Source organism: Acinetobacter sp. YH12046, from assembly GCF_013419905.1.
Lineage (GTDB): Bacteria > Pseudomonadota > Gammaproteobacteria > Pseudomonadales > Moraxellaceae > Acinetobacter.
Genome location: NZ_VOZF01000002.1, coordinates 1 through 26,723 on the forward strand (window position 1 = coordinate 1; position 26,723 = coordinate 26,723).

Below are 26,723 nucleotides of genomic sequence, written 5' to 3' on the forward strand. Positions count from 1 at the left end.
ATCAATTACGCAAAATAATTCGGTACTATTAAACATCGGGACTAGAGTTTTAAGTTTTGTGTGGTAACTCAACTGATGGCTCTAGTCCTCTTATTTTTCAAGTCAATTTTTTATCCGCGATTCGGGTTATCAATATTCTTATTAACCACCTTATATAAGTTTTATCTTTTAATGGGTGATATTGAGTAAAACGAGTAATGATCATTAACTGAATTGAATCGCTACAAAATATGTAACGATTCTAGTTTAAAACCAAATAAAAAAATATTTTAATAATAATTATTAAATTTAAAAACAATAATTTATGTCAGTAAAAGTATATATTTTACTTTAAAATCTTCCCAAATATTCCCCCTCTTTTCCTGCTTGCAATTAAAGCTTTTCAGTCACATGATTAAGTGATCAAGGCTGTATATCAAGTGAGTAAAATCATGACGCCTGAACAACGCTTCCAAGCCATTTTGGCCCAATCCAAGCAGCATGATGAAGAAAAATCCCAGCGCTCAAAGCTGGAAAATAACCTGATCGTGCTCAGTCATGAACTAAAGGAACTCGCAGAACGCATTGAGGAACAAGTCACTGATCTCATCTTCGCTGAAATGGATCATTTTCTAGAGTCCCAAGGCTGGAATTCAGAATTTATTAATACCAGAAATAAAAGATATACCCTGAATGAAAAAAATATTTATCTCAGCGCGCTTAAACCAGTGATTGGAAAATTTTTATTTGTGATCAAGCATGACCTATTTGAAAGTACTGAACATCAGGTGGAAGCCTGCTTTAAGGATAGTACGACCTTGAGTCATTTTAAAACTGCCATGCAAGGTGGAGATCTTAAAAATGATATTCCGATCAAGGCGCTTGAAGAATGGTTAAAAGGCTTGCAGTTGACATTGCAAAAATTAAAAGCTGAAAGTAACAACCTCCAGGCTGATGGTCTAACCTATGAAGTGATCAAGGTCGGTCAGATCCATCATAAAAGACTGCCTAACTTTATCGAAGCCTTTTTATCCATTCTGGAGCATAGATAAGCCTGTTTAAAGTTAGGGTTGGTTTTTAAACTTTATTTACAGGCGCTGTAATTCATTGACCGCACTTCCTTGTTCTGCGAGCCATTTCGCGCGTCGCTGGAACAAGGCTGGAGCAGCCTGATTGACCTGATCAATTAAGATTTGTAGATCAGCACGTACCAGTTTTCGGTTTTCTACCACCACTTGGCCGTTCACCATGGTCATATGCACATCTTGTCCTTGGACTGCATGCACCAGATTGGTATGTAAATTAAATAGTGGTCCCTGATTAATTAAAGGCGTCATTCTCGATGTCGCAAGATCTACCGCAATAATATCAGCAAATTTCCCAACTTCTAAAGAACCAATCTGATCCTGCATACCTAAGGCTTTGGCACCTGTACGGGTCGCCATCTGACAGACCGACCATGAATCGAGTGCTGCGGCATCCAAACCGGAAAACTTCGCCAATAATGAAGCAGTTTTCATTTCTTCAAACATATCCAGATTATTATTTTCTTTCTCGCCGTCAGTACCTAATCCTACAGCAATGCCATGTTTAAGCATTTCCGTAATGGGTGCAGCCCCCGAGGCGAGTTTCATATTTGAGATCGGATTATGTGCGACACCCACATTATAGTGTTTTAAGATTTCGATCTCTGTTGAATCGGCCCAGACACAATGCGCTAATAGGCATTGAGGCCCATCCAACATACCCATTTGCTCCAGCGTCTGGATCGGGCGCACGCCATAACGTCGTAGGTTTTCTTCGACATCAAACTTGCTTTCATTGCTATGCGTGTGAAAACCAGTCTGATATTCATGACACATTTTCTGGATACGTGCCAAGGCCTTTTCTTCAGCATAAAACAGATGTTCCAAGCCAACCCAGACCTGAATTCGCCCATTTGCGGCTTGATGCCATTTTTGAATTAAAGCTTCATTGCTGTTGAGGGTTTCAAAATAGTTGTGATCTGGATGTTCAGCCACATAGGGCACCAGTACTGCACGGATGCCTAATTGCTGTGCAGCCTCGGCACTACCCTCCATATAACGCCACATATCCACAATAGTAGTCGTGCCGGATAGCAGCGCTTCGGCATAGCAGAGATAAGAGGCAATTTTGGCATCTTCTGGCGTTAATACCCGATGCATCGGGTCAATAAACTGTTGCAACCAGTCCCAGACTGGCAAACCCTCAGCTGTACCGCGTAGCAGGCCTGAGTGGCAGTGGGTATTAATCAAGCCCGGCATCAATAAACTTTTGGGATACTGGTCAACTGCAGCTTCAGGATATTGCTGAGTTAATTCCTGTAATGTTCCTACTTGTTTAATAAGAGCGCCATCAATCAGGATGGCACCATCTTTAATACAGTCCAGGTTTGAATTCATGGTCAGGACATAATCTGCGCTCATAATTTTCATAAAGTAATTCCTGAGATTTGTCCGGTTAAGGGCTAAAGGTTTTACCGAGTGATGCTGGTAAATTGAGTTTCAATAACTTCTTGTCGCGTGAAATGAGGACTAAGACGACAATGGTTGCGATATATGGCAATGCCGATAACAGTTCATTCGGTACTTCTAGACCCAGAGCCTGGGCATGAAACTGCAAAATCGTTACACCACCAAACAGATAGGCACCCAACATCAAACGCGTCGGTTTCCATGCAGCAAAAACCACTAATGCAATTGCAATCCAGCCACGTCCTGCAACCATATTTTCAATCCACATCGGCGTATAAACCGTCGACAAGAATGCACCACCAATACCAGCCATTGCACCGCCAAACATGACTGCACCATAGCGAATCGCCAGCACGTTATAGCCCATGGCATGTGCGCTTTCCGGAGATTCCCCTACTGCTTTCAGTAACAGGCCTAAACGGGTTTTACTCAGTACCCACCACACCAGCACAAAAGCAAGTATGGACAGATACACCACATAGTTTTGCTGGAACAGGACTGGCCCTATGAATGGAATATCTGCGAGTCCCGGAATTTTTAGGTTTTCCAGACCCGGTAAGGCAGTACTGACATAATTCTGTCCCAGAAAGGCTGAAATCCCAATCCCAAAAATAGTGAGTGCCAGACCACAGGCGGATTGGTTGGTGCTTAAAGATAAGGTAAAAAATGCAAAAATCAGTGCCATCAATGTGCCTGCCAATCCGCCCATAAATAAGGCACTGGCGACACTGGCTTCATACTGGCTAGCGAAAGCAAATCCAGCAATGGCACCGACCAGCATCATGCCTTCTACCCCAAGATTGATGACACCGGTACGCTCTGCTACCAGCTCACCCAGCCCGGCAAAGATCAATGGCGTTGCCGCAGCGACAGTTCCGGCAACAATTGCGGTTAATTCAATACTCATGTTGTTATCCTTCTTCTGTCTGGATCAGGCTGCTTGCGCAGTGGTCATGGTTTTTTTGATTTTCTTTTTGGTAAAACGGTAGCGGTTTTCAATCAGGGCATCTGAAGCCAACAGGAAAAATAAAAGCAGGCCCTGGAAAATTCCGGTAATCGCGACTGGGAGTTGCAACTGCATTTGTGCCAGTTCACCACCTAAATAGATCAGCGCCATCAGGAAACCTGAAAGTACGATTCCAATTGGATTTAGTCGGCCCAGATAAGCCACAATAATGGCTGCATAACCATAACCTGGTGAAATATTCGGATTGAGCTGGCCGATTGGACCTGCAACTTCACAGATTCCGGCAATCCCCGCCATCAGACCTGAAATTCCCAAACTTAACCAGATGGCTTTTTTTGCTGAAAATCCTGCATATTGAGCTGCCAAAGGTGCCTGACCACTGACTTCCAGTTTATAAGCCATCAGACTCTTACGGATAAAAACCCAGAACAGCACCACTGCGATGATCGTGATAAAAATTGAGGCGTTAATCCGTGTGCCTTCCATAATCAGCGGCAGGGTCGCGCTTTCCGAGAACATTAAGGATTGTGGAAAGTTCATGCCATCTGGATCACGCCATGGACCATTGACCAGATACATCAGCAGGAAAAATGCCACATAGTTCATCATTAAGGTGGTCAAGGTTTCTTGCGCATTAAAATGGGTTTTTAGCAGCGCTGGAATCAGGCCCCAAATTGCACCACCAATCGCACCCATAATCACCATTAAAGGTAAAATCCACCAGCCGATCTGCTCATGAAACAGGATGGCAATACCACCGCCAAAGATGGCCCCCATAGCCAACTGCCCCTCAGCACCAATATTAAACAGACGGGCACGAAACCCAACAGCCAGACCCAAGGCAATTAAAATCAGCGGACTGGCTTTAATTATCAGTTCACTCAGGTTATAGACTGAGCTTAGCGGCTCAATAAAAAAGATATATAAAGCCTGAGCAGGATTCACTCCAAGCATTAAAAACAATAGGCTACCTACCGCCAGCATGGCGAGTAATGCAAGCACAGGTGAGAGCCATTTCATTAATTGAGAAGGATGTTCTCTAGGTTCTAATAAATGCATATTTACACCTCTTCTCTACGCATGCGCTTCATGGACAGGCTCGGATTCAGCCAATATTGCTGGATCTGCCTGAATACCTGACATGAGCAGGCCAATCTGTTCTGCATTGGTATTTTTAGCCGGGACAGGTGCCGACAGCTTTCCACCAGCCAGAACACAAATCTGGTCGCTAATTTCAAACAGCTCTTCCAGCTCTTCTGAAATCACTAAAATCGCAACACCTTGACGGGAAAGATCAATCAGGGTTTGACGGATAAACATCGATGCACCGACATCAACACCCCAGGTTGGCTGGGAAATAATTAATACTTTGGGCTGTTGCAGGATTTCACGCCCCACAATAAATTTTTGCAGATTCCCGCCCGAAAGGCTGCGCGCTTCCGCTTGTGGTCCTGCAGCTTTTACCCCGAATTTTTCGATACATTGCTGGGCAAAAGTGACAGTTTTCTCAAACTGGATAAAGCCCCATTTGTTTAAACCCTGACGAAAGGCAGTTAACAGGGTGTTTTGTGCCAGCGTCATATTCGGCACAGCACCGCGACCTAAACGCTCTTCCGGGACAAAACCCAAGCCTAGATCACGCCGCTGGCCTGCACTGAGTTCAGAAATGTCATGATCTAGTAGAAAAACCTGACCTCTTTTCGCCGTTTGCTCACCGGAAAGCAGTGCTAGTAATTCAGATTGACCATTACCCGAAATACCGGCAATGCCTAGAATTTCACCCGAATTCAGGTTAAGTTGAATATTGGATAAGGACACGCCAAAAGGATCATCAGTTTCGTAATTCAGGTTTTTCACCTGAAACAGCGTGCGATGTTCGCCTGTATATTCAACATGCGCATACGTCGGCAATTCCCGGCCAATCATTAATTTGGCCAGTTCACTGGTACTATTTTCAGAAGGCAATACATAGCCGGTGACTTTGCCATTACGCAGAATCGTCGCTTCATCACAGAGTTCTTTGATTTCATGTAATTTATGGCTGATATAAAGAATTGAAACACCTTGCGAAGCCACCAGTCGCAAAGTTTTAAATAACTGACGTACCGCTTGTGGGGTTAATACGGAGGTCGGTTCATCTAAAATGAGTAAGGAAGGATTTTGGAGTAGACAGCGGATAATTTCGACCCGTTGTCGCTCACCAATCGATAAAGAAAAAACTTCACGCCGTGGATCTACCGGTAAGCCATATTGTTCTGATACTTCGGTGATTTTAGCCGCTAAGCTTTTCAGGTCTATTTTCTCATCCAGACCTAATAAAATGTTTTCAGCTACGGTCATGGTTTCAAATAGGGAGAAATGCTGGTACACCATGCCAATCCCCAGTTTCCTGGCCATCGATGGACTTTCTATCTGTACTTCTTTGCCATTCCAGACGATATGACCGCTATCTGCTTTGGTCGCGCCGTAGATGAGTTTCATCAAGGTACTTTTACCAGCACCGTTTTCACCCAGGATGGCATGAATTTGCCCAGGTTGGACTTTTAAATTAATACTGTCATTTGCTTTCAATGAGTTATAGCTTTTGCTGATATTGATCAGCTCCAGTCGTGGAATTTGCTGCTCATTGAGCGATGACGTTTCGATGTCATTTGACATGTGAGGCAGATCGCTCATAACTCAGTCTCCACTCATTTTGGCCCAGTCCATAAAGTGATTCATGGACTGGGGGATGATTTTTCAGGATTTACTTTCTTTTATTTTTAAGTCATACACATAGTGAAAGGATTATTTAGGTAATGAACCTTCAACTCCTTTCACATAGAAGTTCATTTTTCCAAGCGCTTCATCTGTCATTTTGCCGCCTTTGGCAATCACCAAAGTTCCATCCTGTTTATAGATTGGGCCCTGGAATGGATGTAATGTGCCTTTATGAATCGCACTTTGTGCATTTAAAGCAGACTGTTTCACCTTGGCAGGAACAGCAGGTCCGAAGTTTTCAATTTTCACTGCATCCTGTTTTACGCCATACCAGAGAGCGGCAGGTTTCCAGGTTTTATTAGCCACTTGCTGCATTGCTGGCGTATAAATTTTTTCCCAGTGCAGTACTGAAGCAGCCAGATGCGCTTTAGGACCAAATTTGCTCATGTCTGAATCCCAACCAAAGGCATAAACGCCTTTTTGCTGGGCAGCTTGCACAACTGCTGGCGAATCTGTGTTTTGCATCAGCACATCAGCTTTTTGAGAAATCAGCGCCAAAGCCGCATCACGTTCTTTACCCGGGTTAAACCATGAGTTCACCCAGATGACTTTGGTTTTGACTTTAGGATTGACGCTTTGTGCACCCAAGGTATAGGCATTAATATTACGAACCACTTCCGGGATCGGGAATGAGGCTACGACACCCAAGGTATTAGTTTTGGTGGTTTGCCCTGCCACTACACCCAGCATGTAAGCACCTTCATAGGTACGTACATCATAGATGCCTAGGTTTTTCCCCTGCTTATAACCGGTCGCATGCATGAATACGGTATTGGGGAACTGCTTCGCGACTTTTTCCATCTGGTTCATATAACCAAAAGAGGTCGCAAAAATTACTTTATTGCCCTGCTGTGCCAGATTACGAATCACACGTTCAGCATCGGCCGTTTCAGGTACATTTTCGATATAAGTCGTTTTAAATTTTCCGCCCAAAGCTTTTTCAGCTTTAATACGCCCCTGATCATGAGAATACGTCCAGCCATGGTCACTGGTTGGTCCAATATAGACAAATGCAGCTTTATCGACTGCAAAGCTCTGACTACTGATCCCCAAACCCATAATTGCAGCCGCAATTACAGGCAGTGAAAATTTTTTCATTATCTTTTTATGTTTGGACATATTCAGCATAAATTGCCTCCGTGAATGCCATTTGAGTTTTATAAATAGCGGCTTTAAAAGATCTGAATCGACATCAAAAATTTTACTGATTGCTATATTTCTATTAATTAGCAACTTCTATTCCAATTCAGTTCAAAAAATAGAACAGGTGGATTGCAAGACACTTATAATTTTTAGAATGATCTGTTCTTTTATTTATTTTTATAAATTACAATTATTTACTACCAAGTATTGAGTATAAAAAAGTTGAACAGTTAAGAATATAAGCCGAGAAATATAGATATCAATCTAAGACAATGAGTAAAGTTGCTAGAAAACCAAGCTCAGCTCAAGGTTGAGAAATTAATAAAGTTGAAAATTTAAAAATTCTTGTGATTTTCTTTTGATCTGCGCTAGATAAGTGCGTCAGCTCTAAATCGTGTGCGCCAATAAATGGCTTATAATTGGCAATGCACTGAATGAATAAAATGGATTTTTAAAAATAGAAAATTAAGGAAAGTATTTTTAGAAAATAGAGACTGGATTGCAGGGTTTTAAATTGAGCCTACAATCCAGAAAATCTGTTTTTATGGTCTTATAAATAATATAAATAAAATGAAGTAGAATTATAAAAAGAATAATTTCAAATCTTCACCGAGATGACCAGAAGTCTTTTTGCAATTGAACCGTTTCCTGTTCAAGTTCCATGATTGGTCCAATCAGCTCAATATTCTTCTGACCATGAGCAAAAACATACTCAGCAGAAACACTCATAGTCGGATTCTCATTGTGGTTTCCAGTACATTGCAATAATTTTTCTTCGGTCATGGCATAGACCACCCGCCCGATATTGGCCCAATAAATCGTTCCAGAACACATGCAGCAAGGTTCAACTGCCGTATATAAGGTGCATTCAGCCAGATAATCCGGCGTAAAATTGCTGGCTGCGATCCGGGCTAAAGTACTTTCTGCATGGTTGACCGTATCAATATTACATTGGGTCAGTAAAACCGTTTCATGATCAGGTGCAACCAGCACCGCACCAAAAGGATGATGGCCTAAAGACATTGCCCGCTTGGCAACCTTATTGGATAATCTTAAAAAAGATAGCATTTGCTCATGGCTAGGCTGTGGCATAAATTACTCTAAAATTAGTAGTTCAATGGTCATAGCTCCTCTAAAAAGAGGATTTTCGACATATATGGAATAAAAAAGCACCCCAACAGACCAGGGTGCATAAAGGAGGAAATTTAATTTAAACAATATAGCGTTTGCTTAGGCCCCATTCCCCCAGAATGCGGCGATAAGTTGTCGAAGAACGGTCAGCTTCAAAATGTGCTTCCATAGTGATATCCAAAGGTAATTCTTCTGGTTTCTGGCTTTCGACCATGTCCTGATCTTCAGCAAAAATTTGTGCGTTAAAATCGTAAACCGCTTGCAGATCACCAGTCGTATCAAAATTACGGGTCAATGGCACAAATAAACGGGTTTGATTATGAGATACCGGACAGCAGGCATTTAGAATTTTCAGGATGCCATTTTCCGGAAAATGCACCGTTAAAATCGCTGAAAATGGTGGATAAACATCAAACACACGTTTCCACAAAAATCCTTCGGGTGCCAGATGCTGCAAGCCATGTGGATAGTTGCTGACATCGCTAACATATTCTGTATGCAAGCCATAAGGAGTGCGCAAAGTGGAATACTTTTGCACGATCGGATTATCACGTGAAGCGAAAGATTCATGATGCACCCAGGCAAAATGCGCCACATCAATAAAGCCTTCCAGCTGCCGGCCACTTGAACCACCGATATCAACAAATGGCGGTAAGATGGATTGGTGCTCTTCACTGTCCCAGGTATCCAGATCAGGGAAATTAGCTTCTGATTCATCCCGGCTAAACAGACTGGTCCAGACCAGACCATATTTCAAGACCACTGGAAATTTGGTTAAGGTAAAACGATCCGATATGTTCGTCAGTTCTGGTTGAGCCGGTATTTTGGTGCATTTTCCTTGAGTGTTGTAATGCAAGCCATGATAAGGACAAATGATTTCTTCACCCTTTACCCAGCCTTTGGTTAATGGCACACCACGATGCGGACAGATATCACGAACCAGATGAATGCTGCCACTCTCAGTTTGATATAGGGCCATCTTCACATCCAGAAGTTGTACCTGCTGTGGCGTAGTACTCACATCCTGAATACGGGCAACTGGATACCAATGCTGAGCCAGGATATTCCAGTCTGATGGGTCAAAGCCGCTACAGTGCGGTTGACTGAATAAATTAAGCACCGGGATCGCATTCATAGTTCACTCACAAATATTTATTGCATGACAACGGCTTAAATTTTTATTTCATTAAGCTGCCTTGTTGTTCTTTTATAAAATTAGCCAAATGCCTGTTCTACTGTCTATTAGAATGTTTCGTAGCCCGTGTTCCAAAAAATAGAACACAAAACTTTTACTGTTCCATTTCTTTGAAAATTGGCACAGAAATCGCTTATCCACTTACATAGAACCAGAATCACTTAGTTTCTAGCTGAAAATTATGTGATTAAAACGATGTGCAGGTGGATTGACGTGATTTTATGAATATTACTTTTTCAAGATTTTCAGAATATTTTATTGCCGTAGCCAAAACAGGCAGCCTCAGAAAAGCAGCTGATCAGCTTTATATTTCTGTCTCCGCGATTCATCGTCAGATCACTCTGGCAGAAGAAGAATTTGGCATCGTGCTTTTTGAACGGTTGCCGAGTGGCCTGAAGCTGACATTAGCGGGTGAATTGCTGTATGCAGATTTACTCAAATGGCAAAAAGAATTCCATCAGACCTGTGTACGTTTTGATGAAATTCAGGGTTTATCACGCGGCAGCATTGAACTCGGACTCATTGCGGCACTCAGTGACGGTTTCGTTTTAGATTCTCTACAATATATGTATGAAAACTATCCCTGGATCAATTTCAATATCCAGATTCAGGAAAGTGATACCGTCTCTAAAATGATTATGGATGCTGAAGTTGATTTTGGCATTCTGCTCAATCCTAAAAGTCATAATCAGCTCGAAGTCATGTCTTTTGTGGAAATCCCGGTTGGATTTGTGATGGCCAAATCTCATCCTTTAGCTCAGGCAGAAAAAATCTATTTTTCCGACACTTTATACTTTAAGCATCTCATTCCCTGTGCCCCTTTAATCATTCATGACTATGTCTATAGCCTGTATAAACATCACCAATTTATGCCACAGCAAAAGCTGGAGTGTAATGACATTCGCATGATTACCTCTCTGGCAGAGCGCAACTTAGGGATTGGGGTACTGTCCTATATCGATGCTTTGCCTTATTTAGAACGTGATGAACTGGTGTTTAAACCGATCATTGAAAAAGGTATGCATCCACTGACCCTTGCCCTTTGTGTGGCACCGAAACGGCAAATTTCCCGTATCTCACAAATCATGATGAACCATCTGATCGACCAGATGGAAGATTTGAAAATCAAATTACAACAGCTCAATGCCTCATGTGCTGCCTGATTCATGTGCAGCACAAATAAAACTTATTGGAAAAAAGATATGACAACCTTATGGATTAAAAATCCTCTTGCTGTATTTACCGCAAATGATCTGGATGCCCGTGGTGGCTTGGTCATCCGCGATGGCAAAATTATTGAACTGGTGGCTTTGGGACAAACCCCAGCATCGCCTTATGACCAGTTCTTTGATGCCCAGAATTTGGTGATTACACCGGGACTGATTAATAGCCATCATCATTTTTATCAGACCTTGACCCGTGCTTGGGCTCCCGTGGTCAATGCGCCGCTATTTCCATGGCTAAAAACCTTATATCCGGTCTGGGCCAAATTGAATACTGAACAGCATTATCTAGCCACTCAAATTGCATTGTCTGAATTACTGCTTTCCGGTTGTACCTTTGCTGCGGATCACCATTATCTGTTTCCACAGCAGCTGTCCGATGCCATTGATGTTCAGGTTGAAGCATCAGAACAATTAGGGATTCGGGTCATGCTGACCCGAGGTTCCATGAGTCTGGGTGAAGATTCTGGTGGCTTGCCACCGCAGCATACCGTACAGGATATGGACACCATTCTGCTGGACTCAGAACGGTTGGTGCAGAAATATCACCAGCGTAGTGCTGATGCGATGGTCAATATTGCGCTTGCACCATGTTCACCATTTTCAGTCACCCAAGAAATTATGCGAGAAAGTGCTGCACTGGCAGAAAAACTGGATGTACGTCTGCATACCCATCTGGCCGAAACACTGGATGAAGAAGAATTTTGTCTGTTTAAATTTGGCATGCGCACCGTCGATTATCTGGAAAGTGTAGGCTGGCTTAATTCCAGAACCTGACTGGCGCATGGCATTCATTTTGATGCCGATGAGATCCAACGCTTAGGGCGGGCTCAAGTCGGTATCTGTCATTGTCCGCATTCCAATATGCGTCTGGCTTCAGGGATTTGTCCAACCATGGATCTACTGGAAGCAGGAGCAGTCATTGGTCTAGGTGTGGATGGCTCTGCTTCGGGTGATGCGTCTAACCTGATTCTGGAAGCTCGGCAGGCGATGTATTTACAACGTTTAAAATATGGTGCAGAAGTGATTACGCCTGAACGTGCTTTAACCTGGGCCACACAAGGCTCGGCACAGGTACTGGGACGTGAAAAGCACCTAGGACAAATCGCAGCAGATTTTCAGGCAGATTTAGCTTTTTATAGTCTGGATGATGTGCGTTTTTCAGGGATTCATGATCCGATTGCCGGCCTGTTACTGTGCGGTGCAGACCGTGCCGAACATGTCATGGTGAATGGACAATGGGTCGTTAAAGACCGGGAAATCCTGAATCTGGATCTTGAAGCGGTTCAGGCTGCACATCGTCAGGCAGCGAAAGCTTTACTTGCGGCCTAAAAAATCTATTAGCGAATTGCTGTTATTTAAATATAAAAAGCCCTTCGATATGAAGGGCTTTTTGCCAAGAGATTAAACGCAGAATTAATCTAAAGGATTGCCAATAATATTGCTGATAATCCCTTTCATGATATGCGGTCCCTGCTCTTTACGCAGTTCCTCATACCATTCTTTGGTCACGGCTTCATCTTTCATATGTGTCACATCACAGCGTTTACGTGCACGCAAGACCAGCTCATTGGCACGCTCATTGCGTTTGTTCTGATAGCGTTTCAAGGCATCTTCCAGACCCAGCGTATTAATCTGTAAAGAACGAGCCAGATAGATTGCATCTTCCATGGCCTGGCAACCACCCTGACCAATATCCGGTGTGGTGCTATGTGCGGCATCACCAACAATTACAACACGACCTTTATAGAACTGGGCAAACGGTTCAATATCATGAATTTCAACCCGATTGGTTTTCTGTTCATCCAGCGCGTCAATCAGATGCTGAACCGGCGCACACCAACCTTCAAAATACTGTTTCAATAAGGTTTTATATTCTGCCCGATTATTCTCTAAACCGACCGGCAACGGTACATCAAAGAAGAAATAGAATTTTCCGTCTGCCACAGGCATCAGCGAAACGCGCTTACCTTGTCCGACAAATGTGGTCCATTGATCTGCTGGAGTAAGCTTTTCTGAAATTTCTACCAGACCATTCCAGTTGACATAACCGGCATAGCGACGAGAAACCTGTTCGCCCAGTACATAGGCACGGGTAATGGAATGGGTTCCATCTGCGCCAATCAGTAGGTCTGTTTTAATTTCTGTACCATCCGCAAATTTAACCAGAACACCGTCTTTCTGTTCTTGCAGCTCAACCATCTTCTTGCCCAGCTGAATATCTTCACGGCCAAACTCGTCCATCAACATGTTCTGTAAATCAGCACGTGTCACCGGATATGGACGTTGTCCCACTTCTTCAATCAAAGGCAATAAACTGAACTGGGTCATGGTGTCGCCCGTCAAACCATCAATATAGGCCAGCTGATCCATCTGACCACCGAGCTTGGCCACCTGCTCAGTTAAGCCCAGATAATTCAAACATTTTACCCCATTTGACCAAAGTGAAATTGCCGCGCCCACCGGTAAAATCTTTTCTGCCTGTTCATAGATGGTGACTTTATGCCCAAACTTTTTTAGTGCAATTCCTGTGGTCAATCCCCCCATCCCTGCACCAATAATTGTAATCTCCATCTATATGCTCCTCTCAAAATTGTGTTTCTTCCTCCCTGTGTAGCTAAAAGCGTGCCATTTCGAAAATAATGCACTGATTTTTCTCAAAAGTTGGCACAAGCCGTGCATTCATCTATTCATTAAAAACCTGTTTTTATAAGGTCTTTCAGCAGAATTACAGACTTTTATAAAAAATTAGATTCACGTTAAACATAATTTGAATGGAAGATAGTTATGGCAACATTATTTGCACCCATTTTCGAGATCCCTGCCCATATCCGGCAGCTTACCAACTTGGCTGATAGCCGGATTGGCGCAGAAATTCTTGAATGTTCAGATGATTTTTTTGCTGAAGCAAAACGAATGTTGCAATTTGATGCACCAATTTTTGTTGAAGATAAATTTGATAATCATGGCAAATGGATGGACGGCTGGGAAACCCGCCGCAAGCGTCATGCCGGCTATGACTGGGCGATTGTCAAACTGGGGGTAGCTGGAACCACCAAAGCACTAGATATTGATACCACATTCTTTACCGGAAACTATCCAGCTTCTGCTGCAGTTGAAGCCTGCTATGCACCAAATGGTGACTTAAGCACCGCAACCTGGCACTCAATTTTACCAAACAGTATATTAGGTCCGAGCCAGCATCATATTTTTAATATTGATTCAGACGAAGTCTTTACACATGTACGCCTAAATATTTTCCCTGACGGGGGGGTAGCTCGTTTTAAAGTCTATGGTGAAGTAAAAATTCAGGTTCAGGACAGCAATCAGGTGATTGATCTGGTCGCTCTGGAAAATGGCGGTCGTGTCATTGCCTATAGTGATGCGCACTTTGGTCATCCACGTAATCTGATTAATCCGGGGCGTGGCATCAATATGGGTGATGGCTGGGAAACCAAGCGCCGTCGTGCACCCGGCTTTGACTGGTGTATCTTGGCTCTGGGTCAGAGTGGTCAGATTGAAAAAATTGAGATTGATACCGCGCATTTTAAAGGTAACTTTCCTGCTCAAGTCTCTATCCAAGCGATTTATATTGAAGATGCGACTGACCAGCAGTTAATTCCGCAAAGTATGTTCTGGCCATTCCTGCTTGAAGCACAAGAGATGCAGATGGATCATATTCATAGCTTTGTTGAGGAAATCTTAAAACAGGGAAAAATTTCTCATATTCGGGTGAACATGATTCCGGATGGTGGCATTAGCCGGATTCGACTGTGGGGAAAAGTTGCCTGAGTAATTATATCTATGAGCATGCAAACCATAAAAATACAGCCCTTAACTGCTGAAAGTTTCTTGCCTTATGGCGAGGTCATTGCCTGCGAAGGCAATGATTTTTTCCATATTAATGATCAGCAGACCGAGCGTTATCATGCTCTGGCGGTTGCTGAAACAGATGCTAAAGTTGGTCTAAGTATTTTTAGAAATATTCAGACTACAGCCATTCCCTTTGCAATCGAAATGCTGGAACGTCACCCTGTCGGTTCACAAGCGTTCATCCCGATGCAGGGCCAGAAATTTCTAATTGTGGTTGCGCCTAATCTGGATCATGAAAAGCCTGATCTCAGTCAAATTCAGGCTTTTATCAGTAATGGTACACAAAGTGTAAATTACCGTGCCGGTACCTGGCATCATCCTTTGCTGACCTTTGAAGCTCCAAGTGATTTCGTGGTAATCGATCGGATCGGTACTGGTCCAAACTGTGATGTTTATACTTTTCCTGAAAAGATCTTTATCGAAAATTAAGCCCATTAAAAAAGCCCTTATCAATAAGGGCTTTTAAATTTCTTATTTATTGTATTTAGAAATGATATTTCACTAAAGCACTCACGTTATTTTCATCCGCATCCGCAATACCGTATTTGTTATTCCAAACCGAATGCTCAATACCGAGATATAAATTGGTATCAGGAGAAATATGCTTACCGACATTCCATTTCCACTGAGTCGTCCAGTTCATCTCACTCGCATGATCATCTTCAGCAGTTGACCAGTCCAGGAAGCCATCTACCAGGAATTCTTCAGTACCCAATTTAAATGGCACACCATAGGTCAAGGTGAGCTGATAGTCGTCTTCCATATTTTCGTTATTTACACGATAAAGATTCACGCTGGCATAATTGAATTTTGGAATAGCCAGGTCGAAACCTACACCGTACAGGAAGTTATCAAAACCTTCACCACCTTCCCAAGTCGTTGCGACCAGCACATCTTTCACTGGACCGAATGCCAGCTTTTGACCTGAAACTTCACCCAGACTTAAACGTGGTGAAAATTCAAAATAGCTTGATTTAATATCATCGGAACCACGCATACGGTCAATGAAAAAGAAGACATCTGCATATTTAACTTTTGCAGCGTATTCAACAGTTAGGGTTGCCTGTTTTTCATCTACAACTTCATAGTTTTCCCCATAAAGCCCAGTAACGCTAAAATCCTGCCAGACTGGTTTTGCCTGTGCAGATGCTGCACCCCATGCAAGTAATGTTGCAGCAGCAACTTGAGTAAATTTCATAAATAAGGTTCCCCAATGGAATTAAAAATCTCATTCTGGATTAAGCAAGAACAAAGCCAACTTTTTTAATTTTTGATAAAAAAGCCCATGACTGGCATGGGCATATGGAGGAAATCATACTTTAATGCAGCGTTTCTGCAATCTTTTCCGGAACCTCTGTTTTCGACTTGAACATTTGCAGATGATTAAACAGAATGTTTAAAAGGATCGCCATTAAACAGGTTGAACTGATGCCAGAATGAAATAGGGTTTGAAACCATTTTGGAAAATTAGCATAGAAAGAATAGTCAATAATCGGGATCATGCCGGCTGCAATTGAAGTTGCAACAATAATCAAATTCTTTTGCTCGTTATAATCAATTTTTGCCAGAGTTCGGATGCCGCTTGCAGCCACTGTACCAAATAGCACCAATCCTGCACCACCAAGTACCGGAACCGGAATTGCGGCGATTAGTCGGCCCATAATTGGAAGTAATCCCAAAACCACTAAAATCATACCGCCAGCAGCGACCACAAAACGGCTTTTAATCCCGGTAATGGCTACCAGCCCGACGTTCTGTGCAAAAGCACTTTGCATGAATGAACCAAAAATCGGTGCAACTGCACTTGAGAACATATCTGCACGCAGACCATTGGAAATACGTTCTGAATCTACTTTGGTTCCAACAATTTCACCCACAGCAATAATATCAGCTGTTGTTTCAGTCATAACCACCAGCGTCACGATCAGCATGGAAATGATTGCACTGAGTTCAAAAGTTGGCATGCCGAAAGCAAAGAAACTCGGAAATTGTACCCATGCACCATTGCCGACTTTACTAAAGTCGCCAAAACCAAACAGATAAGCCAGCATTGAACCCAATACGATCGCCAATAAAATAGACAGGCGACGAATCGAGGCATTTCTACTCAAGTTTAGACAGATCACAATGGCCAAGGTCATCACGGCCAAACTGATATTTTCTACACTTCCCCATTCAGGTGCATTTTTATTGCCCCCCATCATCCAGCGAACGGCTACGGGTAAAAGTGATAAACCGATAATCGTGATCACACAGCCGGTCACGACTGGCGGGAAAAAACGGATAATTCTAGAAAAATAAGGCGCAAGGAAGAAACCAATTAATGAAGCTATGATGACTGCACCATAAACAGCTGATAAGCCGCCACCTGTAGTTACAATCGCCACCATCGTCGCCACACCCGCAAAGGAAACCCCTTGTACCAGTGGCAATTTAGCCCCGATATATTTCACTCCAATGGTTTGTAAAATCGTAGCCAGACCGCCAACAAACAATGCAGCCGCAATCAATAAACCGATTTGTGTAGCTTCCAAACCTGCGGCAGTACCCACAATGAGTGGTGGTGCGATAATACCACCGTACATGGTCAATACATGTTGCAAGCCATAGGCTGCACTTTTGCCTGCGCCCAGATATTCATGTTCTGGTGAAATGTTGGTGCTTTGTTCTGTCATTCTTTTTCTCTCCCTGAAAGCTTGAATAAAAAAATCAGCTTCCGCGATATGTGGAGTACGCGAATGGGCTGATCAGTAAAGGAATATGAAAGTGCTGAGAGGCATCTTTCACCTGAAAATGAATGACTGCTTTAGGAAAGAAAGTTTCTAGACCTAAGCCTTCAAAATAATCAGAAGTAGCAAATTCAAGACTGTATTTACCTTCCTCAAATTCGGTTAAACCAAAATCTGTGACTCGACCATCTGCATTGGTAAATGCTTTTCCGAGTAATTCACCTTCTTCATCAAAGAGTTTGATTAAAACATGTGCTGCAGGTTTGCCGAGATGCGTATCTAAGATATGAGTGCTGATCATGCTTGCAGCTCCTGTGACAGTCTTAATAAAGCGATTTCCGCCAGTTGCGTATGAACAATACCTTTTTCAGTTTCCGGATCATTAGCTAAACGATCTTTCAAGGCATTCAGCACTTCTTGGCTATTTAGACTAGCCGCTTTAATCAGAAAGATATAACCGTATTTTTTTTCATAAGCGATATTGCCTTCTAGCAAAGCTTGCTGAGTTGCTTCGTCCTGAGTTATCGCAGCCTGTTCACGATTGGAAAAGTTTTTTTCAACTTCGCTTAATTCAGCCTGTGCCTTTTTTTCACCAATACGTGGATGATTATCCAAAGCTGCTTTGATTTCGTCCCAGGTCCAGGTTGCAGCCTGTTGTCTGGCTATATTCAATACATCTTCAACAGATGCATAAGGACGCTTTGCTTCAATCTGGGTCGACCAGCTCGGTATTTGCACACAGTGCTTTAAAAACGTAATGGCCTCTTCTGGAGATGCCTGATTAAATTCAACGAGTTGCACTATTAAATCGCCTGATGATATTCATTTTTTGTTCAGTACAGGTTTTGCAATAACAGTGCCAAATCTTTTTGATCTTGTATTTTTATATAATATATAAAGCAGAAAAGAGAACTCAAGGTTCTCTTTTTTAATATATTTTTCTCATTTTGGTGCGTGATATTTATACCAATGCGTTGCAATATCACCCCGTCGGCAAATCCAGACTTTTTTATGACCTTGCACATAATCGAGGAACTTTTGTAGGGCTTTAAAGCGTCCTGGCCGCCCTAAAATACGACAATGCATCCCGATCGATAGCATTTTTGGTTCAGTTTCACCTTCAGCATAGAGCACATCGAAGGCATCTTTTAAATATTGATAGAATTGTTCCCCGCTATTAAAGCCGCCCGGTGAACTAAATTTCATATCGTTGCTTTCTAAAGTATAGGGGATGATCAAATGAGGGCGTGTTTCACCTGCCTGATTGGTCAATGTACTCCAAAATGGCAAGTCATCTCCATAGTTGTCGCAATCATATTGAATCTGAGGAAATTCAGCCAGTAATTGACGGGTATTTGGACTATCCCGACCCGTATACCAGCCAATCGGTGCTTTGCCGAACAGGGTTTCCAGTACGCTAATCGCCTGATCCATATATTGGCGTTCAAGCTCAATTGGCATGTCCTGATAATGTACCCAGCGCTGACCATGTGAAACTACATCATAATTGGCTTCTTTAATCGCTTCGACTATATAAGGGTTGCGGATTAAAGCCATCCCAACCCCAAAAATAGTCATCGGCAGATTACGCTTTTTAAACTCGTTATGAATGCGCCAGAAGCCAGCACGTGAGCCATATTCATACATGGAATCCATCGACATGTGTTTGTCTGGAAAGCTGGCTGCACCAATAATGTCAGATAAAAATTGTTCTGAACCGGCATCACCGTGTTCTACGTGGTTTTCACCACCTTCTTCATAATTCAGTACAAACTGAACTGCGACACGGGCCTGATTGGGCCATTCTACTTTTGGTACATTGCCATGATAGCCAATCAAGTCACGTGAATAAGGCTGATTTCGAATTTGATCTATGAGTTCTTGTCCGCGTAAATATGTACTGGTCACGTTTAATCCCTGATGTGTTATATCAAACAGTAAAATTGAATAAGCGTGACAAGCAATTTATGCGCCAAAAAGGATCATTTAATTTCTTCTAAATTCACCTATTAGTTTTGCCAACTGTTCCATACCATCAAATGTAGTTGGAATCTTATCGTCAGATGAGACAAGTGGAGAAAAAATAATATTCTCAAATTTTTCAAAACCTACTGAATTTTTCTTATGTAATGTCTCTGAATCCTCAGCATAATTATGAATAAACTGGCATAACGCCATACGGAGTTCAAGTTGCATCATTTGAGATTGAATAGCACGTTTATCCTGAAGAGAGATTTTTAGTAAATATAAAGTTATTAAAATCAGAGTAATAAATGGAATTGAAACTAACCACATATTAGAAGGTATTTTTCCATCAAAATAGAAGAAAGCTGCAACCAGGGCTACAAACTCAGCAAAAGGGATTGTGAACATTGTTGTTGCAACGAATCCGTATGTATTTTTTGCTGCTTTTAATTCATCCTTTTTTTGTTCGTAAAGCTGCTGAAATCCTTTATTTAAACCTAAAAAGTCATATGTTAATTTAGTTTCTGCTAATTTTTGCTCCAATTGAAAAACTGTATTTTTCTTAATTTCAAATGACTTTTCCCATTTTTCTAACAACTCACTTGCTTGTTTTAAATTGCTATTTAATTCAGTTAAATTTTTAATTTTACTTGAATGAAATAACTCTTTAAAAATTTGAAATGGTAAATCTCTTTCCGCAAATTTTACATATCTACCGAATTTGGGATGTTTTAAATATTTTTCACTTACAAAGGTGCTAACGCTAGATACTTCTATGGATATAGAACCATTTACTCCGCCTAAGATAAATGTAAGCTCAGAAAAATAAATATTGATGAGATTCAAACTCAGTTCAAATAGATAAAGGAGATCGCTATCTTGCTTAGTGTCTTTATAAACCTTAAGTGCTTTACCAATTTCTGATACGAAATTTGATACTGGTTGTTTTCTACTATATTCAATTATTTTATCGAATTCACTAAGATCAGTATTTATATTTAATACCTGCGCAGCAGACAAAAAGTGGATAGCTATATTTACAATTTCATTAGAATTATTTTCAGTTTCTATTATCTTCTTTGCAATTAATTCGACCTGTTCAAAGGTGGACTTAAATTCCTGACTTTCGAATTTAAAAGTCATCTTCACCCTCATGATATAGTAGTAAAGATGACATCTTGATCTATTTATTCAGTTAAAACAAGAAATAACGTTGAGCCATTGGCAGCACTTCCGCAGGTTCACAGATCAGATGCACACCATCTGCACGAACTTCATAAGTTTCTGGGTGCACTTCCATCACAGGACAGTAACTATTATGTTTCATATCCTGTTTAGTTACCTGGCGTGTCGCCTTACATGGTGAAATCAACTTTTTCAGACCTAATTTTTCATGTACGCCATTATCAATTGCGACTTGCGACAAGAATGTAATACAGGTGTTATGCACTCCACGTGGATAAGCCCCAAACATCGGACGGTAATGCACAGGCTGTGGCGTTGGAATAGACGCATTAATATCACCCATCGGCGCTGCTGCAATCATCCCGCCCTTAATAATCATGGAGGGTTTCACCCCAAAGAATGCAGGTTTCCACAGTACCAGATCGGCTAACTTACCTTCTTCAACAGAGCCGATTTCATGGCTTAAACCGTGAGTAATTGCAGGATTAATCGTATATTTGGCGATATAACGTTTGACCCGGTTATTGTCCCTATAGGCTGTATCACCTTCCAAAGGCCCACGTTGCACTTTCATTTTATGCGCCGTTTGCCAAGTCCGTAAAATTACTTCACCCACACGACCCATCGCCTGAGAGTCTGATGACATCATGGCAATCGCACCCATATCCTGCAATATATCTTCTGCAGCAATGGTTTCGCGTCGGATACGGCTTTCTGCAAAGGCCACATCTTCTGCAATCGCTGGATCTAAATGGTGACAGACCATCAACATGTCTAAATGTTCATCGATGGTATTGACGGTATATGGACGAGTTGGATTAGTTGAAGATGGCAATACATTCGGTTGACCAATGGCTTTTAGAATGTCCGGTGCATGTCCGCCACCTGCACCTTCAGTATGATAAGTATGAATGGTTCGATTTTTAAAAGCTGCCAAAGTTTCTTCTAGAAAGCCACTTTCGTTTAGTGTGTCAGTGTGAATCGCGACCTGCACATCGTACTGGTCGGCCACAGTCAGACAGTTATCAATCGCTGCTGGTGTCGAGCCCCAATCTTCATGCAATTTTAAACCCACTACACCAGCTTTAATTTGTTCTGCAATTGGCTCTGGCTGGCTCAAGTTACCTTTACCCAATAAACCAATATTCATTGGTAAATCATCAATCGCTTGTAGCATTGTGGCAATATGCCAAGGCCCTGGAGTCACGGTTGTCGCAGAAGTTCCAGCTGCCGGACCTGTACCGCCGCCGACCATCGTGGTTGTGCCAGACATCAGTGCCGTTTCAACTTGCTGCGGACAGATCCAGTGAATATGGGTATCAATTCCGCCAGCTGTTAATATTTGTCCTTCGCCAGCAATGACTTCTGTAGCCGCGCCAAGTGGAATAGTAATATTTGGCTGAATATCCGGATTACCGGCTTTACCGATTTTCCAGATTCGACCATTTTTTAAGCCTATATCTGCTTTAACAATGCCCCACCAGTCGACAATCAGCGCATTTGTAATGACAGTGTCAGCCACTTCAGATGACAAAAGTTGTGATTGACCCATACCATCACGAATGACCTTGCCACCACCAAATTTAACTTCTTCACCATAAGTGGTGAAATCCTGTTCGACTTCAATGAATAATTCAGTATCAGCTAGACGAACACGATCCCCGACTGTTGGTCCAAACATTTCGGCATAAGCACGATGTGACATTTTCATGATTTATAAACCTTTATAATTCTGCTGCAATTTTTATGAATCGAGCTTGCCCATGACCCGCCCGGCGAAACCATAAACTTCACGTTTCCCAGCCAGTGCGACCAGTTCCACATCACGTTTTTGCCCAGGCTCAAAACGAATCGCCGTACCAGCAGCAATATTTAAGCGAAAGCCTTTTGCCAGCTCACGATCAAACTGCAAGGCATCATTGGCTTCAGCAAAGTGAAAGTGTGATCCGACCTGAATCGGTCGATCACCAATATTAGCAACAGTCACCTTCAAAATTTCCCGACCAACATTCATTTCAATATCGCTCTCAGGTGTAAAAATTTCCCCTGGAATCATATGCTGCTCCTATACGATCGGTTGATGGACAGTGACCAGCTTTGATCCATCTGGAAAGGTTGCCTCGACCTGCACTTCTGCAATCATTTCCGGAATGCCTTCCATGACATCATCACGTGTCAATAAGGTCGTACCGTAATGCATCAATTCGCTGACGGTCATGCCATCACGCGCACCTTCAAGCAGCGCCGCAGAAATATAGGCAATGGCTTCCGGATAGTTCAGCTTTAAACCACGGGCTTTACGTCGTTCAGCGACCAAACCTGCGGTAAAAATCAGCATTTTGTCTTTTTCCGTTGGATTGAGTTCCATAACCGGTTCCTCATTGATATATATGTATTTCTAAGCAAAATATGTGCAAGATTCGATATTTGGTGTTCTCTCCCTTTGGGAGGGAGTTAGAGGGAGGGTTTTAATAAATGTTTAATCACCTCTCCCTAACCCTCTCCTATAAGGAGAGGGAATTAAAGGATTACGTCCGCCAAATTCTCGGAAATGCTTCATCCAGATCAAACCAGTAACGTCTTAACCGGGCACGAATGGCTGCAAAACCATCATGGCATTGACGGACATCATCCCCCAGAAAACGCGCGCTTATTACATCACCGAGCAAAGTCAAGGTAATCGGTACATCCATCCGCATAATGAGCTCACGAATCAAATCGAGATGCTGTTCCAGATAAAAACTCGCGCGATATTTTTCAGGCGGTACAGCCCAGAAGTTGCCCATCACCGCATGGCCATTCATGCCTAGGCATGAACTCAGCCAGCGATCATTGCCTTTAAAATTCAAGCTATCGGCAACCAGCAACTTGTCTTTACGCCAAAGCTGAAATCGGTTTCGATACGCACCCTGTGCAAATTGCTCATCTCGTGCCTGACGGCCGATCACCAGCATATCCCAACCAATAAAACTGGCTGCCGCATCCAAATGGACGATTGTTTCGGAACTGGCATTAGCCCCATCAAATAGCATAGTTTCTTGAGGTAGCCATTCAAAAATCGCATTGTCATTTAAACGGATATGAATGTGCTGAAAAGCCTGCTTGCCATTGGTTCTGTACCACTTACCTGCGCCTGGTGTGGTCACCAAGGCATGAGCATTGGCATCCACCTGCATATCAAAAGTGAGATGATCCCCACCGGCGATCCCTGCTGGCGGATGCACGATAATGGCATGACAGATTCCGTTAGATTCAGGCCATAGCATTTTCTGGATGCGTACCGGACCATGATGCCTGCGATGTTGCAAAATGGTTCGTGCAGTCTGTTGCTGCGCCTGAAATCCCATTTCCAGACGTGCATACCATAAGTTCTGCTGTGTGCTTTTTTCTGCCAGTTCGTGCATCAATCAACTCAATTTCATCTGCAAATGATTTACTAAGCATTAAGCCAGGCCAATGACAGCAACAACTGCAGCTAAACCACCAACGATCTGCTTGCCATAAGGCACATATTTTTTCACGAATGCACCCAGAGCCAAGCCTGCACCATAAATCAAAGCCATTGCTGAAACCATGCCAACAATTAATAGCGATACATGACCACCTTGACCCAATTCACTTCCATGCGCTACGCCGTGGAAGCTGGCCAATAAGATTGCAGCGACAGGCAAAACCTTATTCAATTTAGTCCACAGCGCAACAGCTAAAATGACCAGTGAAGCGATGATGCCTGACTCAGCCATTGAAGTTGAAAGCAGACCTTCGCTACCGAACACAAAGCCTGCAACCATCGCTACTGCCAGACCGATGAGACCCGAAATTTTCCAGCGTTGATTTGCAGTCCACATCAATACACCAAAGGCAATCGCCATCATCAGGTGATCTAAACCAGTAAAAGGATGGACAAAGCCAGACCAGAATCCACTGTGATGGTCATGTCCCGCGTGAGCAAATGCCAACATCGGTAAAGCTGCCACGCTTGCAACCAGTAACTGTTTGAATAGACGCATGATGAATTTCCCCTTAAGACTTAAATAAACCTTGTTTTTCGATAAAGCTGATAATTTCGTTCAAGCCATCTTGTGTTTTCATATTAGAAAATAAAAATGGTTTATCGCCACGCATGCGCTTCGCATCCTGATCCATCACCTCTAGGCTGGCACCCACCATTGGTGCTAAATCTGTTTTATTGATAATCAGCAGATCCGACTTGGTAATTCCCGGACCACCTTTACGTGGAATCTTCTCGCCACCGGCAACATCGATCACATAGAGAGTTAGATCGGACAATTCGGGACTAAAGGTTGCCGCAAGGTTATCGCCACCACTTTCAATAATGATCAGCTCCAGCCCATCAAACTTTTCACACAAATCATCAATCGCAGCTAGGTTAATGGACGCATCTTCACGAATCGCAGTATGTGGGCAACCACCTGTTTCTACACCGACAATACGGTCTGGCGACATCGCTTCATGACGGGTTAAAAAGTTCGAGTCTTCTTTGGTGTAGATGTCATTGGTCACCACTGCCATATTGTATTTTTCACGCAGTGCAAGACATAAATTCAGGGTTAAAGCCGTTTTACCTGATCCAACCGGACCACCAATTCCAACGCGTAATGGGCTACGTTCTGACATGTTGATTTCCTTTTTTACAATTTCTTGGCACCAGTTTTAATGATGCTTTTCAATCTTTTTACTGCTGCTCTGGTCTGAAGATTACGACCGAAATAAGCGTGAATACTGGGTTTCATGCGACATGCTCAACATGGCATATTGCGGTAATGCGCTGCTGATTTCATAATCGTTCAAAGCTAATGCAGCCTGTACAGCTTCAGGAATTTCCTGATGTAATTGCCAGATAATCCGCTGCCCGCTCATTTGCCCGAGTGGAATGGTTTTTACTGCTGCCAGCACCTGATTTTCCAAAACCGTAAAGCTATAAGCAGTTAATACATCGGCAAGATCTAAACCCAGCTCACCACATAAATGTGCGTACACCGGCACAAACCCTAATTGCTTTTTTACGCTCGGCGGCTGTTTTAAAACATCCCTAATCCATGCATTCAAGGAAAATGCCAACTGCTGAGATTCAGCCAGTAATTCTTTGGATTCTCGGCTGGCCCGATAGAGTTCTGCCCAATACTGAAACTGTTCTGCATCATCAAAAGTCTCTACCAGACGCTTGAGTACTGGAAGCTCAAAACGCACCAGCAGCATTTCCAATACTTCTTGGAAATAGCTCACACAAGAGGCTTCATCATGCACCATGCCTTTTTCGATAGCGCTTTCCACCCCTTGTGAATAACAGTACGCTCCAATCGGCAACGCCGTTGAAGATAGAGTCAGCAAGCTGAGCAGCTGAGACGCATTAGTGATGGACATGATGTAACGCCTTGATTGGGCTTAAACGGTGGTCATACTGATGCTGTGCATAAGCCCCACTTTCAGGTTCAAATGGGTGCATGACTTCATTAACTTCAAGACCTAAACCTTGCACCATTTCAGCCAGTACATGATCTGGTTCAAAGTACAATGCAGTAGGTGTGAGCATTAGAGGAACATGACGATTCCCCAGATGATAGGCTGCTTTCAATAAGTCAAAGCTATTGTCCGTAGTCACCTGAATCAATTTTTCAGGCTTCGCATCGACCCGAAGAATGTCACCCTGTTCAGTTGCTATAAAAGAACCACTACGCAAGATTCCAGTACGTGGTAAATCTGCACCAATATCGACACCATTTTTTAAAGTTGCACGAAAACGGCTCTTTTGTCGTGTATCGAATGTGAGTTCAAGAGACTCAAAATCACTTTCTGGTGCAAGGTTTTCCAAACGTTGCGTATAAATTTTCATAACTACCCTACTGATGCTGATAAATCCTGTATTTGTTCCAAATTGAAACCAAATAATTTTTAGCATTTAAAATTTGCATCAAAATAAAGCAGTTATCGTGCCAACTTGGTTTATCAGATGTTCTAATATTAAATAGATAATCCGTATTTATCTCATGAATAAATAGCACGCATTAAAAAACCGCCACTTTTTAATGACGGTTTTAAATGAAGTTGGGTTCAAAA

At 42.6% G+C, this 26,723-nt stretch carries 26 protein-coding genes and 1 pseudogene; 5 read left to right on the forward strand and 22 right to left on the reverse strand.

Going from position 1 to position 26,723, the window contains the following annotated elements; genetic code table 11:
- Positions 1-431 precede the first annotated feature (431 nt).
- Positions 432-1,031 (forward strand): hypothetical protein, encoded by a 600-nt coding sequence (locus FTU03_RS01640; protein ID WP_180057384.1) that lies wholly within the window; start codon positions 432-434, stop codon positions 1,029-1,031.
- A gap of 36 nt (positions 1,032-1,067) precedes the next feature.
- Here FTU03_RS01640 and FTU03_RS01645 read toward each other — a convergent pair whose 3' ends face one another.
- The 7 genes from FTU03_RS01645 to FTU03_RS01675 form a co-directional block, all read right to left on the reverse strand.
- Positions 1,068-2,435, reverse strand: coding sequence for an amidohydrolase family protein (locus tag FTU03_RS01645; protein ID WP_179992552.1), 1,368 nt, complete (start codon positions 2,433-2,435; stop codon positions 1,068-1,070).
- A gap of 25 nt (positions 2,436-2,460) precedes the next feature.
- Positions 2,461-3,381 carry an ABC transporter permease gene (locus FTU03_RS01650; RefSeq protein WP_159123035.1) on the reverse strand — a complete coding sequence of 307 codons (921 nt, stop codon included), beginning with the start codon at positions 3,379-3,381 and terminating at the stop codon, positions 2,461-2,463.
- Positions 3,382-3,405: 24 nt separating this feature from the next.
- Positions 3,406-4,500, reverse strand: coding sequence for an ABC transporter permease (locus FTU03_RS01655; RefSeq protein ID WP_125278683.1), 1,095 nt, complete (start codon positions 4,498-4,500; stop codon positions 3,406-3,408).
- Between the two features lie 15 nt (positions 4,501-4,515).
- Entirely contained in the window at positions 4,516-6,117 is a 1,602-nt protein-coding gene (locus tag FTU03_RS01660; RefSeq protein WP_179992551.1) for an ABC transporter ATP-binding protein, read from the reverse strand.
- 111 nt (positions 6,118-6,228) lie between these two features.
- A complete protein-coding gene (locus FTU03_RS01665) occupies positions 6,229-7,260 on the reverse strand; it encodes a BMP family ABC transporter substrate-binding protein (RefSeq protein ID WP_249365091.1) in 1,032 nt (343 codons plus the stop codon).
- Positions 7,261-7,950: 690 nt separating this feature from the next.
- Positions 7,951-8,436 carry a nucleoside deaminase gene (locus tag FTU03_RS01670; protein WP_159123033.1) on the reverse strand — a complete coding sequence of 162 codons (486 nt, stop codon included), beginning with the start codon at positions 8,434-8,436 and terminating at the stop codon, positions 7,951-7,953.
- A 118-nt stretch (positions 8,437-8,554) separates the two neighbouring features.
- Positions 8,555-9,610 (reverse strand): aromatic ring-hydroxylating dioxygenase subunit alpha, encoded by a 1,056-nt coding sequence (locus FTU03_RS01675; RefSeq protein WP_179992550.1) that lies wholly within the window; start codon positions 9,608-9,610, stop codon positions 8,555-8,557.
- Positions 9,611-9,891: 281 nt separating this feature from the next.
- Here FTU03_RS01675 and FTU03_RS01680 point away from each other — a divergent pair, with 281 nt between their 5' ends.
- On the forward strand, positions 9,892-10,833 hold the full coding sequence (locus FTU03_RS01680; RefSeq protein ID WP_179992549.1) for a LysR family transcriptional regulator: 942 nt from the start codon (positions 9,892-9,894) through the stop codon (positions 10,831-10,833).
- Between the two features lie 39 nt (positions 10,834-10,872).
- A pseudogene (locus tag FTU03_RS01685) lies at positions 10,873-12,225 on the forward strand (8-oxoguanine deaminase).
- Positions 12,226-12,309: 84 nt separating this feature from the next.
- Here the strand turns inward: FTU03_RS01685 and hpxO are convergent.
- Complete coding sequence (hpxO, locus tag FTU03_RS01690) at positions 12,310-13,467, reverse strand: FAD-dependent urate hydroxylase HpxO (protein WP_179992548.1); 1,158 nt, start codon at positions 13,465-13,467, stop codon at positions 12,310-12,312.
- 213 nt (positions 13,468-13,680) lie between these two features.
- Here hpxO and alc point away from each other — a divergent pair, with 213 nt between their 5' ends.
- Positions 13,681-14,685, forward strand: a complete 1,005-nt coding sequence (alc, locus tag FTU03_RS01695; RefSeq protein WP_179992547.1) for an allantoicase — start codon at positions 13,681-13,683, stop codon at positions 14,683-14,685.
- Positions 14,686-14,697: 12 nt separating this feature from the next.
- Positions 14,698-15,195, forward strand: coding sequence for an ureidoglycolate lyase (locus FTU03_RS01700; RefSeq protein ID WP_175967571.1), 498 nt, complete (start codon positions 14,698-14,700; stop codon positions 15,193-15,195).
- Positions 15,196-15,250: 55 nt separating this feature from the next.
- Here the strand turns inward: FTU03_RS01700 and FTU03_RS01705 are convergent, their stop codons facing one another.
- The 14 genes from FTU03_RS01705 to ureE all read right to left on the reverse strand — a co-directional run bounded on the left by FTU03_RS01705 (position 15,251) and on the right by ureE (position 26,499).
- The gene (locus tag FTU03_RS01705) at positions 15,251-15,964 is read right to left on the reverse strand and encodes an outer membrane protein OmpK (RefSeq protein ID WP_179992546.1); all 714 of its coding nucleotides are present in this window, start codon (positions 15,962-15,964) and stop codon (positions 15,251-15,253) included.
- A gap of 121 nt (positions 15,965-16,085) precedes the next feature.
- Entirely contained in the window at positions 16,086-17,441 is a 1,356-nt protein-coding gene (locus tag FTU03_RS01710) for a nucleobase:cation symporter-2 family protein (RefSeq protein ID WP_179992545.1), read from the reverse strand.
- A gap of 34 nt (positions 17,442-17,475) precedes the next feature.
- Positions 17,476-17,796 (reverse strand): hydroxyisourate hydrolase, encoded by a 321-nt coding sequence (gene uraH, locus FTU03_RS01715; protein ID WP_005235589.1) that lies wholly within the window; start codon positions 17,794-17,796, stop codon positions 17,476-17,478.
- Positions 17,793-18,296, reverse strand: coding sequence for a 2-oxo-4-hydroxy-4-carboxy-5-ureidoimidazoline decarboxylase (gene uraD, locus FTU03_RS01720; protein ID WP_179992544.1), 504 nt, complete (start codon positions 18,294-18,296; stop codon positions 17,793-17,795). Before uraD ends, uraH begins: the two co-directional genes overlap by 4 nt.
- A 141-nt stretch (positions 18,297-18,437) precedes the next feature.
- Positions 18,438-19,403: an allantoinase PuuE gene (puuE, locus tag FTU03_RS01725; protein ID WP_179992543.1), complete on the reverse strand. Its 966-nt coding sequence runs from the start codon at positions 19,401-19,403 to the stop codon at positions 18,438-18,440.
- A gap of 78 nt (positions 19,404-19,481) precedes the next feature.
- Entirely contained in the window at positions 19,482-20,603 is a 1,122-nt protein-coding gene (locus FTU03_RS16140; RefSeq protein WP_179992542.1) for a hypothetical protein, read from the reverse strand.
- A gap of 52 nt (positions 20,604-20,655) precedes the next feature.
- Complete coding sequence (gene ureC / locus FTU03_RS01735) at positions 20,656-22,356, reverse strand: urease subunit alpha (RefSeq protein ID WP_179992541.1); 1,701 nt, start codon at positions 22,354-22,356, stop codon at positions 20,656-20,658.
- A gap of 33 nt (positions 22,357-22,389) precedes the next feature.
- Entirely contained in the window at positions 22,390-22,701 is a 312-nt protein-coding gene (locus FTU03_RS01740; protein WP_179992540.1) for an urease subunit beta, read from the reverse strand.
- Positions 22,702-22,710: 9 nt separating this feature from the next.
- The gene (ureA, locus tag FTU03_RS01745) at positions 22,711-23,013 is read right to left on the reverse strand and encodes an urease subunit gamma (RefSeq protein WP_179992539.1); all 303 of its coding nucleotides are present in this window, start codon (positions 23,011-23,013) and stop codon (positions 22,711-22,713) included.
- Between the two features lie 160 nt (positions 23,014-23,173).
- Positions 23,174-24,049 carry an urease accessory protein UreD gene (locus FTU03_RS01750; protein ID WP_179992538.1) on the reverse strand — a complete coding sequence of 292 codons (876 nt, stop codon included), beginning with the start codon at positions 24,047-24,049 and terminating at the stop codon, positions 23,174-23,176.
- Positions 24,050-24,088: 39 nt separating this feature from the next.
- A complete protein-coding gene (locus FTU03_RS01755) occupies positions 24,089-24,655 on the reverse strand; it encodes a HupE/UreJ family protein (RefSeq protein WP_179992537.1) in 567 nt (188 codons plus the stop codon).
- Between the two features lie 13 nt (positions 24,656-24,668).
- Positions 24,669-25,283, reverse strand: a complete 615-nt coding sequence (gene ureG, locus FTU03_RS01760) for an urease accessory protein UreG (RefSeq protein WP_004785864.1) — start codon at positions 25,281-25,283, stop codon at positions 24,669-24,671.
- Positions 25,284-25,364: 81 nt separating this feature from the next.
- Positions 25,365-26,030, reverse strand: coding sequence for an urease accessory protein UreF (locus FTU03_RS01765; protein WP_179992536.1), 666 nt, complete (start codon positions 26,028-26,030; stop codon positions 25,365-25,367).
- Positions 26,017-26,499 carry an urease accessory protein UreE gene (gene ureE / locus FTU03_RS01770; RefSeq protein WP_179992535.1) on the reverse strand — a complete coding sequence of 161 codons (483 nt, stop codon included), beginning with the start codon at positions 26,497-26,499 and terminating at the stop codon, positions 26,017-26,019. The genes FTU03_RS01765 and ureE overlap by 14 nt, the downstream gene beginning before the upstream one ends.
- Between the last annotated feature and the right edge of the window lie 224 nt (positions 26,500-26,723).